Origin of the sequence: Pseudomonas sp. Ost2, assembly GCF_018326065.1 — a bacterium.
Taxonomy (GTDB): Bacteria; Pseudomonadota; Gammaproteobacteria; order Pseudomonadales; family Pseudomonadaceae; genus Aquipseudomonas; species Aquipseudomonas gingeri.
Genome location: NZ_AP021904.1, coordinates 1,592,698 through 1,607,196 on the forward strand (window position 1 = coordinate 1,592,698; position 14,499 = coordinate 1,607,196).

The following is a 14,499-nucleotide window of genomic DNA, read 5'->3' on the forward strand; positions in this document are numbered from 1 at the left end:
AATCTGTAGGAGTGGGCTTGCCCGCGAAAGGGCCCTCAAGGTCGCCTGAAGCTTCGCTGGCAAGCCAGCTCCCACAATGACCCGGTCGAATCTGTGGGAGTGGGCTTGCCCACGAAAGGGCCCTCAAGGCCGCCTGAAGCTTCGCTGGCAAGCCTGCTCCCACGCCGTGAAAAGGAGAGAGCAACGTGGACGATATCACCCGGCTTGCCGCCGAACTCGGCAAGCGCTTGCAAAACCTCAAGGCCCAGGTCACTACCGCCGAGTCCTGCACCGGCGGCGGCATAGCCGAGGCCATCACGCGGATTCCCGGCAGTTCGGCCTGGTTCGAGGCGGGCTACGTGACCTATTCCAATCGGCAGAAGACCTTGCAGTTGCAGGTCCCCGAGGCCTTGTTCGGCCAGGTCGGCGCCGTCAGCCGGGAAGTGGTCGAAGCCATGGTCCGTGGCGCCCAGGCCCATAGTGACGCGCGGTTTGCCGTGGCGGTCAGCGGCGTGGCCGGGCCGGACGGCGGCTCGCCGGAAAAACCGGTGGGCACCGTGTGGCTCGCCTGGGGTGTGGGCGACCAGGTCGATACCGAGCGCCGGCAGTTCCCCGGCAACCGCGACGCGGTCCGCCGACAGACGGTGCAGGCCGCGCTGGAAGGGCTGTTGCGACGGGCGGAAGCAGAAATCGCAAATCAGGGGTAGGCGATCCGCCAACGCTGTGGAATAATACTGGCTACTTATACAGGTGTTGGCCGTCAGGCCTTATTGATTACGTGAGGACTTTAATGGACGACAACAAGAAGAAAGCCTTGGCTGCGGCCTTGGGTCAGATCGAACGTCAATTCGGCAAGGGTGCCGTGATGCGTATGGGCGATCATGACCGTCAGGCGATCCCTTCGATCTCCACCGGTTCCCTGGGCCTGGACATCGCCCTCGGCATCGGCGGCCTGCCAAAGGGCCGTATCGTGGAAATCTACGGTCCGGAATCCTCGGGTAAGACCACCCTGACGCTTTCCGTCATCGCCCAGGCGCAGAAAGCCGGTGCGACCTGTGCCTTCGTCGACGCCGAACACGCCCTGGACCCGGAATACGCCGGCAAGCTGGGCGTCAATGTCGACGATCTGCTGGTTTCCCAGCCGGACACCGGCGAGCAGGCCCTGGAAATCACCGACATGCTGGTGCGCTCCAACGCGGTTGACGTGATCATCGTCGACTCCGTGGCCGCCCTGGTGCCAAAAGCGGAAATCGAAGGTGAAATGGGCGACATGCACGTCGGCCTGCAAGCCCGCCTGATGTCCCAGGCACTGCGCAAGATCACCGGTAACATCAAGAACGCCAACTGCCTGGTGATCTTCATCAACCAGATCCGCATGAAGATCGGCGTGATGTTCGGCAGCCCGGAAACCACCACCGGTGGTAACGCGCTGAAGTTCTACGCTTCGGTTCGCCTGGACATCCGTCGTACCGGCGCGGTGAAGGAAGGCGACGAAGTGGTGGGCAGCGAAACCCGCGTCAAGGTCGTCAAGAACAAGGTGGCTTCGCCGTTCCGTCAGGCCGAGTTCCAGATCCTTTACGGCAAGGGCATCTACCTCAATGGCGAGATGATCGACCTGGGCGTGCTGCACGGCTTTGTCGAGAAGTCCGGTGCCTGGTACAGCTACAACGGCAGCAAGATCGGTCAGGGCAAGGCCAACTCGGCCAAGTTCCTGGCGGACAACCCGGAAATCGCCGCTACCCTCGAGAAGCAACTGCGTGACAAGTTGCTGACTCCAGGTGTTGATACCAAGGCCAACTCCGGTGCTGCTGTCGTCGAAACCGAAGACGACCTGGCCGACGCTGACCTCTGAGTGAAGCGATGACCGCCGTACTGGATACCCCGGTCGCCGTACGGCGCACTGCCATGGACCTGCTCGCGCGACGCGAGCATGGTCGAGTCGAGCTGACGCGCAAATTGCGTCAGCGCGGCGCTTCTCCCGAAATGATCGACACCGAACTCGACCGCCTGACGGAAGAGGGGCTGCTGTCCGAATCTCGTTACCTCGAAAGCTTCGTTTCCTACCGTGCCCGTTCCGGCTATGGGCCTCTGCGTATTCGCGAGGAACTGAGCCAGCGTGGTCTTCAGCGTGCCGATATCGAACAGGCCCTGCGTGAAAGCGGTCTGGACTGGCAGGCGCAGTTGGAAGACACCTGGAGGCGCAAGTTTGCCGGACAACTGCCGGTGGACGCCCGTGAACGTGCTCGGCAAGGGCGCTTCCTGAGTTATCGGGGGTATTCCATGGAAATGATCGGCCGCCTGTTCAGCGGCCGAGGCATGGACGACTGATCAGGTTGCCTTGATCGGCTCCCTGGCTCGCTGTTGCTCGGGGAGCCAGGCCTTGCCCCAGTTCTCCGGCAGGTTGATGAAGTCCACCAGTTCGCGCAAGCGTCCCTGATCCCGCGCGGTAAAGTGAAACGCCAGCCGCGACAGGTGGCTGAATTGCGGCTCGTCGTGCTCCTGGCCGCTGTAGGCATGCTGATGAAAACCGCCACTGACGCACAGGTCGGTGAACTGTTCGTCCAATTGCGCCAGCGCCTGCTCGTTGAGCGGATGGTTCATGCGGATCACGAACTGGTTCTTCAGCCAGCGACTTGAATGGAAATTGCTGTAGAACTGGTTGATTTCCGCTACCGCTTCATCGGCGCTGTACACCAGTCGGGCCAGCTTCAGGTCCTTCGGCAGGATGTAGTGATTGGCTTCCAGTTGCGTGCGGATGAAGTCGATGGCGCCTTGCCAGAAGCTGCCGCCCGGCGTATCCAGCAACACCACCGGCACCAGTGGGCTTTTACCGGTCTGGATCAGGGTCAGTACTTCCAGCGCTTCATCGAGGGTGCCGAAACCACCCGGGCACAGCACCAGCGCGTCGGCTTCCTTGACGAAGAACAGCTTGCGGGTGAAGAAGAAGTGGAAGGACAGCAGGTTGACGGTGCCGTCGACCGTCGGATTGGCATGCTGCTCGAAGGGCAGGGTGATATTGAACCCCAGGCTGTGTTCCAGCCCGGCGCCGGCATGGGCGGCGGCCATGATGCCACCGCCGGCACCGGTAATGACCATCAGGTCGGAGTGGGCGAGAGCGGCTCCCAGTTCCTTGGCCTGGGCATACAGCGGGTGTTCGATGGGTGTGCGGGCAGAGCCGAACACAGTGACCTTGCGGCGGCCCTTGAACTGATCCAGCACCCGGAAAGCATGTTCCAGTTCGCGCAGGGCCTGCAGGACGATCTTGGCGTTCCAGCGATTGCGGTCATCCTGGGCCATGCGCAGGACGGTCAGCATCATGTCGCGATAAAGCGGGAGGTTCGGGCTGTCGGGGGCAACCCGCTTGAGTTGTTCTTCGACCTTGCTGGTCAGGTCGACACCATTGCTCTGGAAATGACGGGACAGGAAGTCATCCGGTTCGTAAGGCATTCAGCTTCTCCTTCATATACAGAACTTCTGGCGCGGTCGAAATATTCACCGGCGCCGCGACACTGCATGTGTCGCTGTATAGCCAGCTTGATGGCTTTGCATGACAACTGGCGAATTGATCATGGGCCTATAAAGTCTTGTCTGGCAACAGCTTGTTGCATCGTCGCGGCCGACTTGCACCGCTCGTCAGAAGCTGTGCCCGCGCCTTCCGGCTCTGATTTACTTAAACACAAACCGGCCAGAAGCGCTTCACGGGCGTGACGGGTCCAGGCCGGCGTTTTCTGGTAGTGGGATCGACACCGGGACGGCAGGGAGGCGGGTGATGGCGAGGATGACGTTGGAAGTCGATAGCGAGCTCTACCACTTGTTGCAGATGGCCGCGCGGGCCAACCATCTCACTCTGGAGGACGAATGTCGCCGGCGACTGGAGGGTGGGGAGCGGCGCTCGCGTTACATGCAAGCGCTGGTCGCGGAACTGCGCGCCGATGATGAGCAACGGCGCCAGGCGCGGCAGTGATCATTTTTTCTTTGGCGGTGTTGCTTTCGGGCAATCGCTTTCCACGAAGTGGGCGGAAGCGACGGGGCGGTTGCTCTTGTTCTCGGTGAACTCGTAGCGCATCACCGCGCCCTGGGCCATCAGCTTGCGATAGTTGGCGTTGCGGCAGACGCTGGCGCCCAGTTGCAGGTAGACCGCCTTGGGGTTGGCCCGCATGCCTTCGGCATAGTCGGGCTGCACGCTGAGGTGGTCGATCAACTGGTTGCCTTCCACCGTATAGGCGACTTCCAGGATGTTATCGTTGAGTTCGCGAGGCAGGGTTTCGTTGCTCTTCTGCGCGACGTCCTTCAGCATTTTGTTCAGTTCGAAATCCTTCAGCGAGGCCGCCTGGGCACTGAAGGGCAACGCCAGCAAAAGGGCGATGGACGGTACGGTAAGGCGCAGCATGAAACTCTCCTGATTCGGTAACTGGTGCTTCGACCCGTTACCGGGCTGTGCGTTCAGTGGTGGCGAAGTATAGAGGGCGGTTGTAGGCCCTACTAGGCCGGTGCTGAAGGAAATCTCGACAGTCCGCTGGGCAAACGCTGCGGTTGCCTCTGTTAGACTTCGCGCACTTTTTATCGGCGTGAGTCGTATTGTTCGTGTTCAACCCTTCTTTTTGCCGGCGTCGCAGCTTATGAGCCACGCTGTTTCCCGCCTGCGCACCCAGCGCCTGGCCCGTGCGAAAGCGCCGTTCACCGCCCGGGGCTCAAGGGCCGAGCGTTGCGAGGGCTGCCGGGTCATTCCGCAGTATTGCCTGTGCGACTGGCGTCCTCGTGTCGCGGCGCGCTCGGCGATCTGCCTGCTGATGCACGATGTCGAACCGATGAAACCGAGCAATACCGGTTGGCTGATCGCTGATGTGATCGCCGACACCACGGCCTTCAGCTGGTCGCGTACCGAGGTCGACCCACAACTGCTGGCGCTGCTGGCCGATCCGCAATGGCAACCGTTTATCGTCTTCCCGGGAGAGTTCGTGGCACCGGAGCGGGTGGTTACCGAGGTGCAGCCGATGGCGGGCAAGCGCCCTTTGTTCATTCTGCTGGATGCGACCTGGACGGAAGCGCGCAAGATGTTTCGCAAGAGCCCCTATCTGGAGGGCTTCCCGGTGCTGAGCCTGGAGTCGGAGCAGTTGTCGCGCTACAAGTTGCGCCGCTCCAAGCGTGATGATCATTTCTGTACGGCGGAGGTCGGCGCCTTGTGCCTGGAACTGGCGGGCGACACTCGCGCCGGTGAAGCGGTGAGCGCCCTGCTGGAAGTCTTCACCACTCACTATCTGGGCGCCAAGTTCCAGTTGCCGCTGGATTTCGACGACGAGGCCCACTGTCAGCTCAGGCCTTTTCTCCAGGCGCCGTAGCGCTTGTTTTCGGCCAGAGCTGGGCGACCAGCATGCCGGCGAGCATCAGCGCGCAGCCCAGATAGCCGCGCAGTTGCAGGGATTCGTCGAGCAGCAGGGCGCCGGCGATGGCGGCAAACACCGCTTCCAGTGAGAAGATGATCGCCGCATGGGAGGCAATTGCGTCCTTCTGGGCGATCACCTGCAGGGTGTAGCCGATACCGACGGCCACGATGCCGCCGTAGACAATCGCCGGACCGGCGGCAACGATGGCCGACCACTGGATGGGTTCCAGACACAGGGCCAGCAGCAGGCTGACCAGGGCGCAGGTGGTGAATTGCAGGAAGGCCAGGCGAATCACATCGTGGCGCTTGGCGAATACCCCCACCAGGATCACATGCCCGCCCCAGACGAATGCGCCGATCAGTTGCAGCCAGTCCCCGGGCGATACGTGGAATTGATCGCCGACACTCAGCAGGAACATGCCGACAACGGCGAGCAGGGCGCCCAGCCAGGTGCCCAGGCCGGTCTTGTGGCCGATGAAGAGTCCCAGCAACGGCACTACAATCACATAGAGGCCGGTGATAAAGCCGGCGTTGGTAACCGTGGTGAACAGCAGGCCCACCTGTTGCAGGTTGATACCCAGCGCCAGGGCCAGCCCCATCAGCACGCCGCCGAGCAACAGGCCGCGGGTCAGAAAGGGTTCTGGCCGGATCTGCCGGGCGTTGCCGCGCAGTACCAGTGGCAACAGGCAAAGTGATCCCAGGGCGAAACGCAGGCCGGAATAGAGGAAGGGGCCCACATGATTCATGCCGGCGGTTTGTGCGACAAAGCCGCTCCCCCAGATCACGGCGGTCAGCAGCATCAGGATATCGGCACGCAGGGCTTGGCTTCGCATGATGGCACTCTTGTTGATAGGCCGACGACTGTGCCGTAAAGCATCGAACTTGACCACCCCGGCTTCGCTGGTCATGCTTGGCGCCGATTCGGGTGCGCTAGAGTGTGCAAGCGCTGGTTTTCCGGGCTTCTGGCGTGGAACGTACCCTTTGGCGCACAGCCTTCACAGGCTGTCGCTTCGAGATGCTTCGGCGAGCCGCGAACCGATCGACGCTCGCCTAAAAACAGGATCATTGGAAAAATGACCACATACGAAATCCTGATCGCCGACGACCATCCTCTGTTTCGCAGTGCATTGCACCAGGCGTTGACCCTCGGGCTCGGCCCCGACGTGCGGCTGGTGGAAGTGGCGAGCATTGCCGAACTGGAAACCCGCCTGACCGAAAAAGCCGATTGGGACCTGGTCCTGCTGGACCTGAACATGCCCGGTGCCTACGGTTTCTCCGGATTGGTGTTGTTGCGCGGGCAGTACCCGCAGATTCCGGTGGTCATGGTCTCGGCCCAGGAAGAAGCTTCGGTGGTGGTGCGTTCCCGCGAGTTCGGCGCCAGTGGCTTTATTCCCAAATCCAGCTCCCTGGAAGTGATCCAGAAGGCCGTGCGCACGGTGCTCGACGGCGATGTCTGGTGGCCGCCACAGGCCTTCGAAGCCGTCAGCGTCTCCGATGAGGCCAAGGCCGCCAGCGCCGGCCTGGCCAGCCTGACACCCCAGCAGTTCCGGGTGTTGACCATGGTTTGCGAAGGGCTGCTGAATAAACAGATTGCCTACGAGTTGAGTGTATCCGAGGCGACCATCAAGGCTCACGTGACGGCGATCTTCCGCAAGCTGGGCGTGCGGACCCGTACCCAGGCTGCCTTGCTCCTGCAACAACTTGAGTCAATTTCGAGCCAGTAAGACAGCGGCTATTCACGCTTTTTTGACTTTTGTTGAACTAGCTTTCCTACACCTTTTTATTCAGTTGCCTACTTATGTCCTCGCCTTTTAAAGGTCAAACCGGTTTTAAACGTATCCTCAACGCGTCGGGATACTCCCTCGACGGCCTGCGCGCGGCGTTCACCGGCGAGGCGGCGTTCCGGCAACTGGTGCTGTTGAACGTGGTGTTGATCCCCGTGGCGTTCTTCCTCAACGTCAGTCGGGTCGAGCGCGCGCTGTTGATCGCCGTGTGCCTGTTGGCGCTGATCGTCGAGTTGCTCAACTCGGCGGTGGAAGCGGCCATCGACCGGATCTCCCTCGACCGGCATCCGTTGTCGAAAAATGCCAAGGACATGGGCAGTGCCGCCCAGTTCGTTGCCCTGAGCATGATTGCCCTGGTCTGGGCCGTGATCCTTCTCTAGGCGATCGTCGGCAACACGATCTCATCGCTGCGCTGCACGCCGGCGGTGAGGTTGCGGCACAGGTCGAGGAATTCGCGCATGGCCGAGGTCTGGTACTTCTGCTTGTGCCAGATAAAGTAGAACTGCCGTGCCAGGTCCAGTTCCGGGGTTTCCACCGCCACCAGGCTGCCTCGGCGGAACGCATCGCGCAGGGCCAGGCGCGAGATGCAGCCGATGCCCAACCCCGACTCCACCGCGCGCTTGATGGCTTCGGTGTGCTCCAGTTCCAGGCGGATATTCAGCGCGCTGCGGTGATGACGCATGGCCTGGTCGAAGGTCAGGCGGGTCCCCGAACCCTGTTCGCGCAGGATCCAGGCTTCCCGGGTCAGCTCTTCCATGCTCGCGTGGCCGCGTTTTGCCAGTGGATGCTGGGGCGCGCAGAACACCACCAGTTCGTCTTCGACCCAGGTCTGCACTTCGATATCCGGGTGGCTGCAATCGCCTTCGATCAGACCCAGGTCAATTTCGTAGTGGGCGACCTGTTGCACAATGTTCGCCGTGTTCTGCACATGCAGCTTCACCTGGCTCTCCGGGTGCAGCTGCATGAAGCTGCCGATCAGCAGGGTCGCCAGGTAATTGCCGATGGTCAGGGTGGCGCCCACCGCCAGTGAGCCGAAACCGGACTTGCCATTGAGCAGGTCTTCGATTTCCTTGGCCTGGTCCAGCAACGCCACCGCTTGTGGCAGCAACTGTTTGCCCAGGGCGTTGAGGCTCAGGCGCTTGCCGGCGCGGTCGAACAACTGGCAGCTCGATTGCCGTTCGAGCTCGGTGATCGAGGTACTCGCGGCGGATTGGGAAAGGGCCAGCAGCCCGGCGGCGCGTGACACGCTTTCCTGCTGGGCGACCGTGACGAATACCTGAAGTTGACGGAGAGTAAATCGCATATCTATATAACCGATAACCCTTATCTTGATAATTAATTTAACAGATATTGTCGCCGGCATTAGAATGCTATGCAATCGCGCGTCTTGATAGCTGCCCATTGACAGCGCAGACCCAATTTCCAGGAGCCCCACCCCAATGAGCAACATGAATCACGAGCGTGTCCTCAGTGTTCACCACTGGAACGACACCCTGTTCAGCTTCAAGTGCACCCGCGACCCGGGCCTGCGCTTCGAAAACGGTCAGTTCGTGATGATCGGCCTGCAACAGCCTAACGGCCGGCCGCTGATGCGTGCTTACTCGATAGCCAGTCCGAACTGGGAAGAGCATCTCGAATTCTTCAGCATCAAGGTGCCGGACGGTCCGTTGACCTCCCAGTTGCAGCACCTGAAGGAAGGCGACGAGATCATCATCAGCAAGAAACCCACGGGGACCCTGGTGCTCGACGACCTCAAGCCGGGCAAGCACCTGTACCTGCTGAGCACCGGTACCGGCCTGGCGCCGTTCATGAGCGTGATCCAGGATCCGGAAACCTACGAGCGTTTCGAAAAAGTGATCCTGTGCCACGGCGTGCGTTACGTCAACGAAGTCGCCTACCGCGAATTCATCACCGAGCACCTGCCGCAGAACGAGTTCTTCGGCGAGGCCCTGCGTGACAAGCTGATCTACTATCCGACCGTGACCCGCGAGCCGTTCGAGAACGAGGGGCGCCTGACCGACCTGATGCGCAGCGGCAAGCTGTTCAGCGATATCGGCCTGCCGCCGATCAACCCGCAGGACGACCGCGCCATGCTGTGCGGCAGCCCGAGCATGCTCGACGAGACCAGCGAAGTGCTCAACAGCTTCGGCCTGAAGGTTTCGCCGCGCATGCGCGAACCGGGTGACTACCTGATCGAGCGCGCCTTCGTCGAAAAATAGGCCCTGGCCTGGTGGTGTGGGAGCGCAGCTCGCCGGCGAAGCCTTGAGCGCCCGGAAGGGCCTCTTCGCCGGCGAGCCGGCTCCCACAGAAAAAAGCCCGCGTTGCCTTCCCAGGCAACGCGGGCTTTTTCGTTTATGGCGCTCCTAGCGGGCGGGAACCACTTCCAGGACACGGATCACGCCCGCTTGCGGGTAATGCCAGCGCACATCCAGGTCCCAGAACCGGGCGCCGTACTCGCGTTCGGGCGTCGGGGTCTGGTAGGCCGGGCGCGGGTCCTGTGCCAGGCATTGCTCGATCAACGCGACCAGGGGCTCTTCCAGGCGCAGGGCGTGGCCCTGGGCCTGTTGCAGGGCCGTATCCGTCCACTGCACGGGAATCAGCCCTGGCGCTGCGCTGGCGATGTCGTTGACGGCACCGGCAACATGGTCGGCGTAGGGCACATAGGGCTTGATATCGAGAATCGGCGTGCCATCCAGCAGATCGATGCCCGAGATCCACAACCGATGGCCTTCGACCTTGTCCAGCCTGACCACGGACTGGCCGATGCCGTTCGGCCTGTGGGTCGCGCGGGTGGCGAAGACCCCGATGGATTTGTTGCCCCCCAGGCGCGGCGGGCGGACCTTGAGCCGTGGCTTGTCCTCCAGGGCCTGGTGGAACAGGAACAGCAGCCAGACATGGCTGACCTGTTCCAGTCCCTGGACCGCATCGCCCTGGTCGAACGGCGCCACCAGTTCCAGTACGCCCCGTGCCGCCGGCGCCAGTTGCGGCTGGCGCGGGATGGCGAACTTCTCCTTGAAGCAGGAGCGGACGAAACCGATGGGCGAGACGCTATAGCTCATGACGGCCGGCCTCAGGCCTCGATCCCCAGGATATCCCGGGCCACGGCTTCGGCGATGCGAATGCCGTCGACGCCAGCCGAGAGGATCCCGCCGGCATAACCGGCACCTTCGCCGGCCGGGAACAGGCCCTTGACGTTCAGGCTCTGCATCGACTCGTTGCGGGTGATGCGCAACGGTGACGAGGTGCGGGTTTCGATGCCGGTCAGGACCGCATCGTGCAGCGAGTAGCCCTTGATCTGGCGTTCGAAGGCCGGCAGGGCCTCGCGGATGGCTTCGATGGCGAAGTCCGGCAACGCCAGCGCCAGGTCGCCCAGGGCCACCCCGGGCTTGTAGGACGGCTCGACGCTGCCCAGCGCGGTCGAGGGTTTGCCGGCGATGAAGTCGCCGACCAGCTGCGCCGGCGCCTCGTAGTTGCTGCCGCCGAGCACGAAGGCATGGGACTCCAGGCGCTCCTGCAGCTCGATACCGGCCAGCGGGCCACCGGGGTAATCCACCTCGGGGGTGATGCCGACGACGATGCCGGAGTTGGCATTGCGTTCATTGCGCGAGTACTGGCTCATGCCGTTGGTCACCACCCGGTTCGGCTCCGAGGTGGCGGCGACGACGGTGCCGCCGGGGCACATGCAGAAGCTGTAGACCGAACGACCGTTCCTGGCGTGGTGCACCAGCTTGTAGTCGGCGGCGCCCAGTTTCGGGTGCCCGGCGTACTTGCCCAGGCGGGCGCTGTCGATCAGCGATTGCGGGTGTTCGATGCGGAAACCCACCGAGAACGGCTTGGCTTCCATGTACACGCCTCGGCTGTGGAGCATGCGGAATGTGTCGCGGGCGCTATGCCCCAGCGCCAGGATCACATGGCGCGAGTCCAGCTGTTCGCCGCTGTCGAGTACCACGCCGGTCAACTGGCCGTCGTCGATCAGCACATCGGTGACCCGTTGCTGGAAGCGCACTTCGCCGCCCAGGGCTTCGATCTGCTGGCGCATGTTCTCGACCACGCCGGTCAGGCGGAAGGTGCCGATATGCGGTTTGCTGACGTAGAGGATTTCTTCCGGCGCCCCGGCCTTGACGAACTCGTGCAGGACCTTGCGACCATGGTGTTTCGGGTCCTTGATCTGGCTGTACAGCTTGCCGTCGGAGAAGGTCCCGGCGCCGCCCTCGCCGAATTGCACGTTGGATTCGGGGTTGAGCACGCTTTTGCGCCACAGGCCCCAGGTGTCCTTGGTGCGCTGGCGCACTTCCTTGCCGCGTTCGAGGATGATCGGCTTGAAGCCCATCTGTGCCAGCAGCAGGCCGGCGAAGATCCCGCAGGGACCGAAGCCGACGACGATCGGGCGGGTGCCGAGGTCGGCCGGCGCCTGGCCGACCACGTGGTAGCTGACATCCGGTGCCGGGTTGACGTTGCGGTCGTCGGCGAACTTCTTCAGCAGGGCTTCTTCGCCCCGGGCCGAGAGGTCGATGGTGTAGATGAAGCACAGCTCGGACGACTTCTTGCGGGCATCGTAGCTGCGCTTGAACAAGGTGAAATCGAGCAGGTCACCGCTGGCGATGCCCAGGCGCTGCACGATGGCGGGCCGCAGGTCTTCATCGGGATGGTCGATCGGCAGCTTGAGTTCGGTGATTCGTAACATGACAGGGTCCAGTGTGCGGGCCACGCGGGCGCGCCGGCTTTACAACAAACCGGTGATTATAAGCCCCAACGGGCGTTTTCCGTGAGGCTTGAATGGCAGCTCGTCGAATCAGTCGTTACGTGCGCCGCCGAAAACGCCGCAACCACGCTGGACCTGACCATTGACCCGCAGCTCGGCGCTCAGGCTCTGGACGCTGCCGGTGACGCTGTCGACGCAGCGCTGGGGCGCGACCCACAGCTCGATACGCTGGTTGTTGCCTTCGGTGCTCAGGCTGAAACGGCCGTCACCCAGCTGTTCTTCCAGATAGGGCAGGACGATGGCCGGTTGCTTGTCGCGTTCGAGGACCAGGCCGCTGCCGCTGGCCTTGAACGACCAGTCCGGACCATGGCCACTGGCGATCACGGTCTGGCGCTTGAAGTCGGGATCGCCGCAGGTGCCGGTGCCGCGCTCCAGGCGATAGATCTGTTGCAGGTTCATCTGGCCGTCGGAGCCGTCGGCTTTGCTCGCGGAAAAGCTGCCGCGCAGGTCGGCGAACAGTTTGCCGGGCTTGCTCGCCAGGCTGGCGGCCTCCTGGGCGATGCTGGTGTTGCCGCTGTCGTTGACGACAAAGCGACGTTGTTCCTGGCACGGCTGGAACACCAGCTTGCCGTCGACGCTGCTGAGCTCGCCTTGCATGCGGCTCAGGCCGGCGGTGGAGTTCGACGGTTGCGGGGCGAGCATCTGGCACCCGGCGAACAGGGGCAGCAGGGCAAGGAACATGAGGGAACGGGCGGCATGCATCGTGGGGTCTCCTGGCAAGTGCCGCCACGTTACTCAGGCTGGGCGAGCATCACAAGTCCGGCAGACGATGACGCGCCCTCTGTAGGAGCCGGCTTGCTGGCGATCCGCCGCAGGCGGCCATTCAGTGAGATCTTCTGGTGGCGGCATGACTGCGATCGCCAGCAAGCCGGCTCCCACTGGATGTGTTTCCTCTCAGCCGACGTGATAGGTCTGGCCAGTCTGCAGGCCTTCCACGCTCTTGGCATAGGCGAGGGCCACGTCCGCCGCCGGCACCGGTTTGAAGCCGCGGAAATAGGGGGCGTAGCTGCCCATGGCCTCCACCAGCACGTTCGGGCTGACCGAGTTGACGCGCAGGCCGCGTGGCAGCTCGATGGCGGCGGCCTTGACGAAGCCGTCGATGGCGCCGTTGACCAGGCTGGCAGAGGCCCCGGTGCGGATCGGATCGCGGTTGAGGATGCCGCTGGTGAGGGTGAACGACGCGCCGTCATTGGCGTATTCGCGCCCGATCAGTACCAGGTTGACCTGGCCCATCAGTTTGTCCTGCAGGCCAAGGGCAAAGTCCTTTTCGCTCATGTCGGCCAGCGGGACGAAATTCACGTTGCCGGCGGCGCAGACCAGGGCATCGAACTTGCCGGTCTGCTCGAACAGTCTGCGAATCGATGCGCTGTCGCTGATATCCACGTGCAGGTCACCGCTGGTGCGGCCGATCCTGATGATCTCGTGACGAGGGGCCAGCTCTTTTTCGATGGCCGAGCCGATGGTGCCCTGGGCGCCAATCAAAAGAATTTTCATCCTGCGGTTCCTCCAGTGAGTGGTTGAGCTTTTAGTCTAGAGTGGATTTTTCCGCAGATAAGCGTGCTAATAGGCAACCTTTGGTTTTCTTTTGGAAACAATCCGTGAGTGAAATGGATGATCTGGCGGCGTTTGCCGTGCTGGTCGAGGCGGGCAGCTTTACCCTGGCTGCCCAGCAACTGGGTTGCAGCAAGGGGCAGTTGTCCAAGCGCATCAGCCAACTGGAGGCGCAATTCTCCGTGGTGCTGCTGCACCGCACCACGCGACGCCTGAGCCTGACCGCCGCTGGTGCGGCCTTGCTGCCCCAGGCCCAGGCGCTGGTGATGCAAGTGGAGCGGGCGCACCAGGCCCTGGCCCGGCTCAAGGACGATATCGCCGGTCCCGTCCGCATGACGGTCCCGGTGTCCCTCGGGGAGACCTTCTTCGACGGACTGTTGCTGGAGTTTTCTCGGGACTATCCCGACGTCCAGATCGAACTGGACCTGAATAACGGTTTCCGCGACCTGGCCCGTGAAGGCTTCGATCTGGCGATCCGTACCGAGGTCGGCAGCGACGAGCGCCTGGTGGCCCGGCCGTTGCTGGTCATGACCGAACTGACCTGCGCCAGCCCCGCCTATCTGGAGCGCCACGGCGAGCCGCGCACACCCCAGGAATTGGCCAGCCACCGTTGCCTGCTCAACAGCCACTACAGCGGCCGCGAGGAGTGGCAGTACCACCGTGAACATGAATTGCTGCGGGTACGGGTCGCCGGCCCCTTTGCCAGCAATCACTACAGCCTGTTGAAAAAGGCCGCACTGGTGGGCGCCGGCATAGCCCGCCTGCCGTCCTATGTCCTCCCCGCGGAGCTGGCGGACGGCCGCCTGCGCTGGTTGCTGCGGGACTACCGCACCCGCGATATGCCGTTGTACCTGGTGCACCCTTACCAGGGCGGTTTGCCGCGGCGTACCCAGGTATTGGCCGACTACCTGATCGGTTGGTTCAAGCGCAGCGGCGAGGCCCTGGATCGGTTGTAGGTATCAATCCTGAAACAACGCAAACCTGGTAGGAGCTGGCTTGCCAGCGATGAGGCCCTTGAGCCATGCGGTGTCCGTCCAGGC

Annotated in this window: 17 protein-coding genes; 9 read left to right on the forward strand and 8 right to left on the reverse strand. The window is 62.7% G+C overall.

Features of this window, described 5'->3' with window-relative positions; all coding sequences use genetic code 11:
- Positions 1-185: 185 nt before the first annotated feature.
- The 3 genes from KI243_RS06930 to recX all read left to right on the forward strand — a co-directional run bounded on the left by KI243_RS06930 (position 186) and on the right by recX (position 2,307).
- Positions 186-686: a CinA family protein gene (locus KI243_RS06930; RefSeq protein ID WP_212810642.1), complete on the forward strand. Its 501-nt coding sequence runs from the start codon at positions 186-188 to the stop codon at positions 684-686.
- Positions 687-769: 83 nt separating this feature from the next.
- Entirely contained in the window at positions 770-1,831 is a 1,062-nt protein-coding gene (gene recA, locus KI243_RS06935) for a recombinase RecA (RefSeq protein WP_017127646.1), read from the forward strand.
- 8 nt (positions 1,832-1,839) lie between these two features.
- Positions 1,840-2,307 carry a recombination regulator RecX gene (gene recX, locus KI243_RS06940; protein WP_017127647.1) on the forward strand — a complete coding sequence of 156 codons (468 nt, stop codon included), beginning with the start codon at positions 1,840-1,842 and terminating at the stop codon, positions 2,305-2,307.
- On the opposite strand, the gene KI243_RS06945 is transcribed toward recX, so the two are convergent.
- Positions 2,308-3,426 (reverse strand): LOG family protein, encoded by a 1,119-nt coding sequence (locus tag KI243_RS06945; protein ID WP_017127648.1) that lies wholly within the window; start codon positions 3,424-3,426, stop codon positions 2,308-2,310.
- A gap of 322 nt (positions 3,427-3,748) precedes the next feature.
- On the opposite strand from KI243_RS06945, the gene KI243_RS06950 reads away from it, so the two are divergent.
- Complete coding sequence (locus KI243_RS06950; RefSeq protein WP_017127649.1) at positions 3,749-3,943, forward strand: hypothetical protein; 195 nt, start codon at positions 3,749-3,751, stop codon at positions 3,941-3,943.
- Here the strand turns inward: KI243_RS06950 and KI243_RS06955 are convergent, their stop codons facing one another.
- A complete protein-coding gene (locus KI243_RS06955; RefSeq protein ID WP_017127650.1) occupies positions 3,944-4,369 on the reverse strand; it encodes a PA3611 family quorum-sensing-regulated virulence factor in 426 nt (141 codons plus the stop codon). It abuts the gene before it with no gap.
- A gap of 229 nt (positions 4,370-4,598) precedes the next feature.
- On the opposite strand from KI243_RS06955, the gene KI243_RS06960 reads away from it, so the two are divergent.
- The gene (locus KI243_RS06960; RefSeq protein WP_212810643.1) at positions 4,599-5,318 is read left to right on the forward strand and encodes a tRNA-uridine aminocarboxypropyltransferase; all 720 of its coding nucleotides are present in this window, start codon (positions 4,599-4,601) and stop codon (positions 5,316-5,318) included.
- Here KI243_RS06960 and KI243_RS06965 read toward each other — a convergent pair.
- Positions 5,293-6,195, reverse strand: a complete 903-nt coding sequence (locus KI243_RS06965) for a DMT family transporter (RefSeq protein ID WP_212810644.1) — start codon at positions 6,193-6,195, stop codon at positions 5,293-5,295. The genes KI243_RS06960 and KI243_RS06965 overlap by 26 nt on opposite strands.
- Positions 6,196-6,435: 240 nt before the next feature.
- Between KI243_RS06965 and erdR the strand changes: the two genes are divergently transcribed.
- Both erdR and KI243_RS06975 read left to right on the forward strand, forming a co-directional pair.
- Positions 6,436-7,086: a response regulator transcription factor ErdR gene (gene erdR, locus KI243_RS06970; RefSeq protein ID WP_017127653.1), complete on the forward strand. Its 651-nt coding sequence runs from the start codon at positions 6,436-6,438 to the stop codon at positions 7,084-7,086.
- Between the two features lie 74 nt (positions 7,087-7,160).
- Positions 7,161-7,526 carry a diacylglycerol kinase gene (locus tag KI243_RS06975; protein WP_017127654.1) on the forward strand — a complete coding sequence of 122 codons (366 nt, stop codon included), beginning with the start codon at positions 7,161-7,163 and terminating at the stop codon, positions 7,524-7,526.
- Here the strand turns inward: KI243_RS06975 and KI243_RS06980 are convergent.
- A complete protein-coding gene (locus KI243_RS06980) occupies positions 7,523-8,449 on the reverse strand; it encodes a LysR family transcriptional regulator (RefSeq protein WP_042936047.1) in 927 nt (308 codons plus the stop codon). The two genes, KI243_RS06975 and KI243_RS06980, sit on opposite strands and share 4 nt — an antisense overlap.
- A gap of 136 nt (positions 8,450-8,585) precedes the next feature.
- On the opposite strand from KI243_RS06980, the gene fpr reads away from it, so the two are divergent.
- Positions 8,586-9,365, forward strand: coding sequence for a ferredoxin-NADP reductase (fpr, locus tag KI243_RS06985; RefSeq protein ID WP_003443014.1), 780 nt, complete (start codon positions 8,586-8,588; stop codon positions 9,363-9,365).
- A gap of 144 nt (positions 9,366-9,509) precedes the next feature.
- Here fpr and tsaA read toward each other — a convergent pair whose 3' ends face one another.
- The 4 genes from tsaA to KI243_RS07005 all read right to left on the reverse strand — a co-directional run bounded on the left by tsaA (position 9,510) and on the right by KI243_RS07005 (position 13,402).
- Entirely contained in the window at positions 9,510-10,205 is a 696-nt protein-coding gene (tsaA, locus tag KI243_RS06990; RefSeq protein ID WP_017127656.1) for a tRNA (N6-threonylcarbamoyladenosine(37)-N6)-methyltransferase TrmO, read from the reverse strand.
- Positions 10,206-10,216: 11 nt separating this feature from the next.
- Positions 10,217-11,830, reverse strand: coding sequence for an NAD(P)/FAD-dependent oxidoreductase (locus KI243_RS06995; protein WP_017127657.1), 1,614 nt, complete (start codon positions 11,828-11,830; stop codon positions 10,217-10,219).
- Between the two features lie 108 nt (positions 11,831-11,938).
- A complete protein-coding gene (locus KI243_RS07000; protein ID WP_017127658.1) occupies positions 11,939-12,610 on the reverse strand; it encodes a membrane protein in 672 nt (223 codons plus the stop codon).
- Between the two features lie 192 nt (positions 12,611-12,802).
- Positions 12,803-13,402 (reverse strand): short chain dehydrogenase, encoded by a 600-nt coding sequence (locus KI243_RS07005; protein WP_017127659.1) that lies wholly within the window; start codon positions 13,400-13,402, stop codon positions 12,803-12,805.
- Positions 13,403-13,506: 104 nt separating this feature from the next.
- Here KI243_RS07005 and KI243_RS07010 point away from each other — a divergent pair, with 104 nt between their 5' ends.
- Positions 13,507-14,415 carry a LysR family transcriptional regulator gene (locus KI243_RS07010; RefSeq protein WP_042936050.1) on the forward strand — a complete coding sequence of 303 codons (909 nt, stop codon included), beginning with the start codon at positions 13,507-13,509 and terminating at the stop codon, positions 14,413-14,415.
- Positions 14,416-14,499 lie beyond the last annotated feature (84 nt).

Excerpts from the sequence above, each read along its gene's own strand:
- KI243_RS06945 (WP_017127648.1), bottom strand. The coding sequence starts at position 3,426 with ATGCCTTACGAACCGGATGACTTCCTGTCCCGTCATTTCCAGAGCAAT.
- KI243_RS06980 (WP_042936047.1), bottom strand. The coding sequence starts at position 8,449 with ATGCGATTTACTCTCCGTCAACTTCAGGTATTCGTCACGGTCGCCCAG.
- KI243_RS06995 (WP_017127657.1), bottom strand. The coding sequence starts at position 11,830 with ATGTTACGAATCACCGAACTCAAGCTGCCGATCGACCATCCCGATGAA.
- KI243_RS06955 (WP_017127650.1), bottom strand. The coding sequence starts at position 4,369 with ATGCTGCGCCTTACCGTACCGTCCATCGCCCTTTTGCTGGCGTTGCCC.
- KI243_RS06975 (WP_017127654.1), top strand. The coding sequence starts at position 7,161 with ATGTCCTCGCCTTTTAAAGGTCAAACCGGTTTTAAACGTATCCTCAAC.
- recX (WP_017127647.1), top strand. The coding sequence starts at position 1,840 with ATGACCGCCGTACTGGATACCCCGGTCGCCGTACGGCGCACTGCCATG.
- fpr (WP_003443014.1), top strand. The coding sequence starts at position 8,586 with ATGAGCAACATGAATCACGAGCGTGTCCTCAGTGTTCACCACTGGAAC.
- KI243_RS06950 (WP_017127649.1), top strand. The coding sequence starts at position 3,749 with ATGGCGAGGATGACGTTGGAAGTCGATAGCGAGCTCTACCACTTGTTG.
- tsaA (WP_017127656.1), bottom strand. The coding sequence starts at position 10,205 with ATGAGCTATAGCGTCTCGCCCATCGGTTTCGTCCGCTCCTGCTTCAAG.
- recA (WP_017127646.1), top strand. The coding sequence starts at position 770 with ATGGACGACAACAAGAAGAAAGCCTTGGCTGCGGCCTTGGGTCAGATC.
- erdR (WP_017127653.1), top strand. The coding sequence starts at position 6,436 with ATGACCACATACGAAATCCTGATCGCCGACGACCATCCTCTGTTTCGC.
- KI243_RS06960 (WP_212810643.1), top strand. The coding sequence starts at position 4,599 with ATGAGCCACGCTGTTTCCCGCCTGCGCACCCAGCGCCTGGCCCGTGCG.
- KI243_RS07005 (WP_017127659.1), bottom strand. The coding sequence starts at position 13,402 with ATGAAAATTCTTTTGATTGGCGCCCAGGGCACCATCGGCTCGGCCATC.
- KI243_RS06965 (WP_212810644.1), bottom strand. The coding sequence starts at position 6,195 with ATGCGAAGCCAAGCCCTGCGTGCCGATATCCTGATGCTGCTGACCGCC.
- KI243_RS07000 (WP_017127658.1), bottom strand. The coding sequence starts at position 12,610 with ATGCATGCCGCCCGTTCCCTCATGTTCCTTGCCCTGCTGCCCCTGTTC.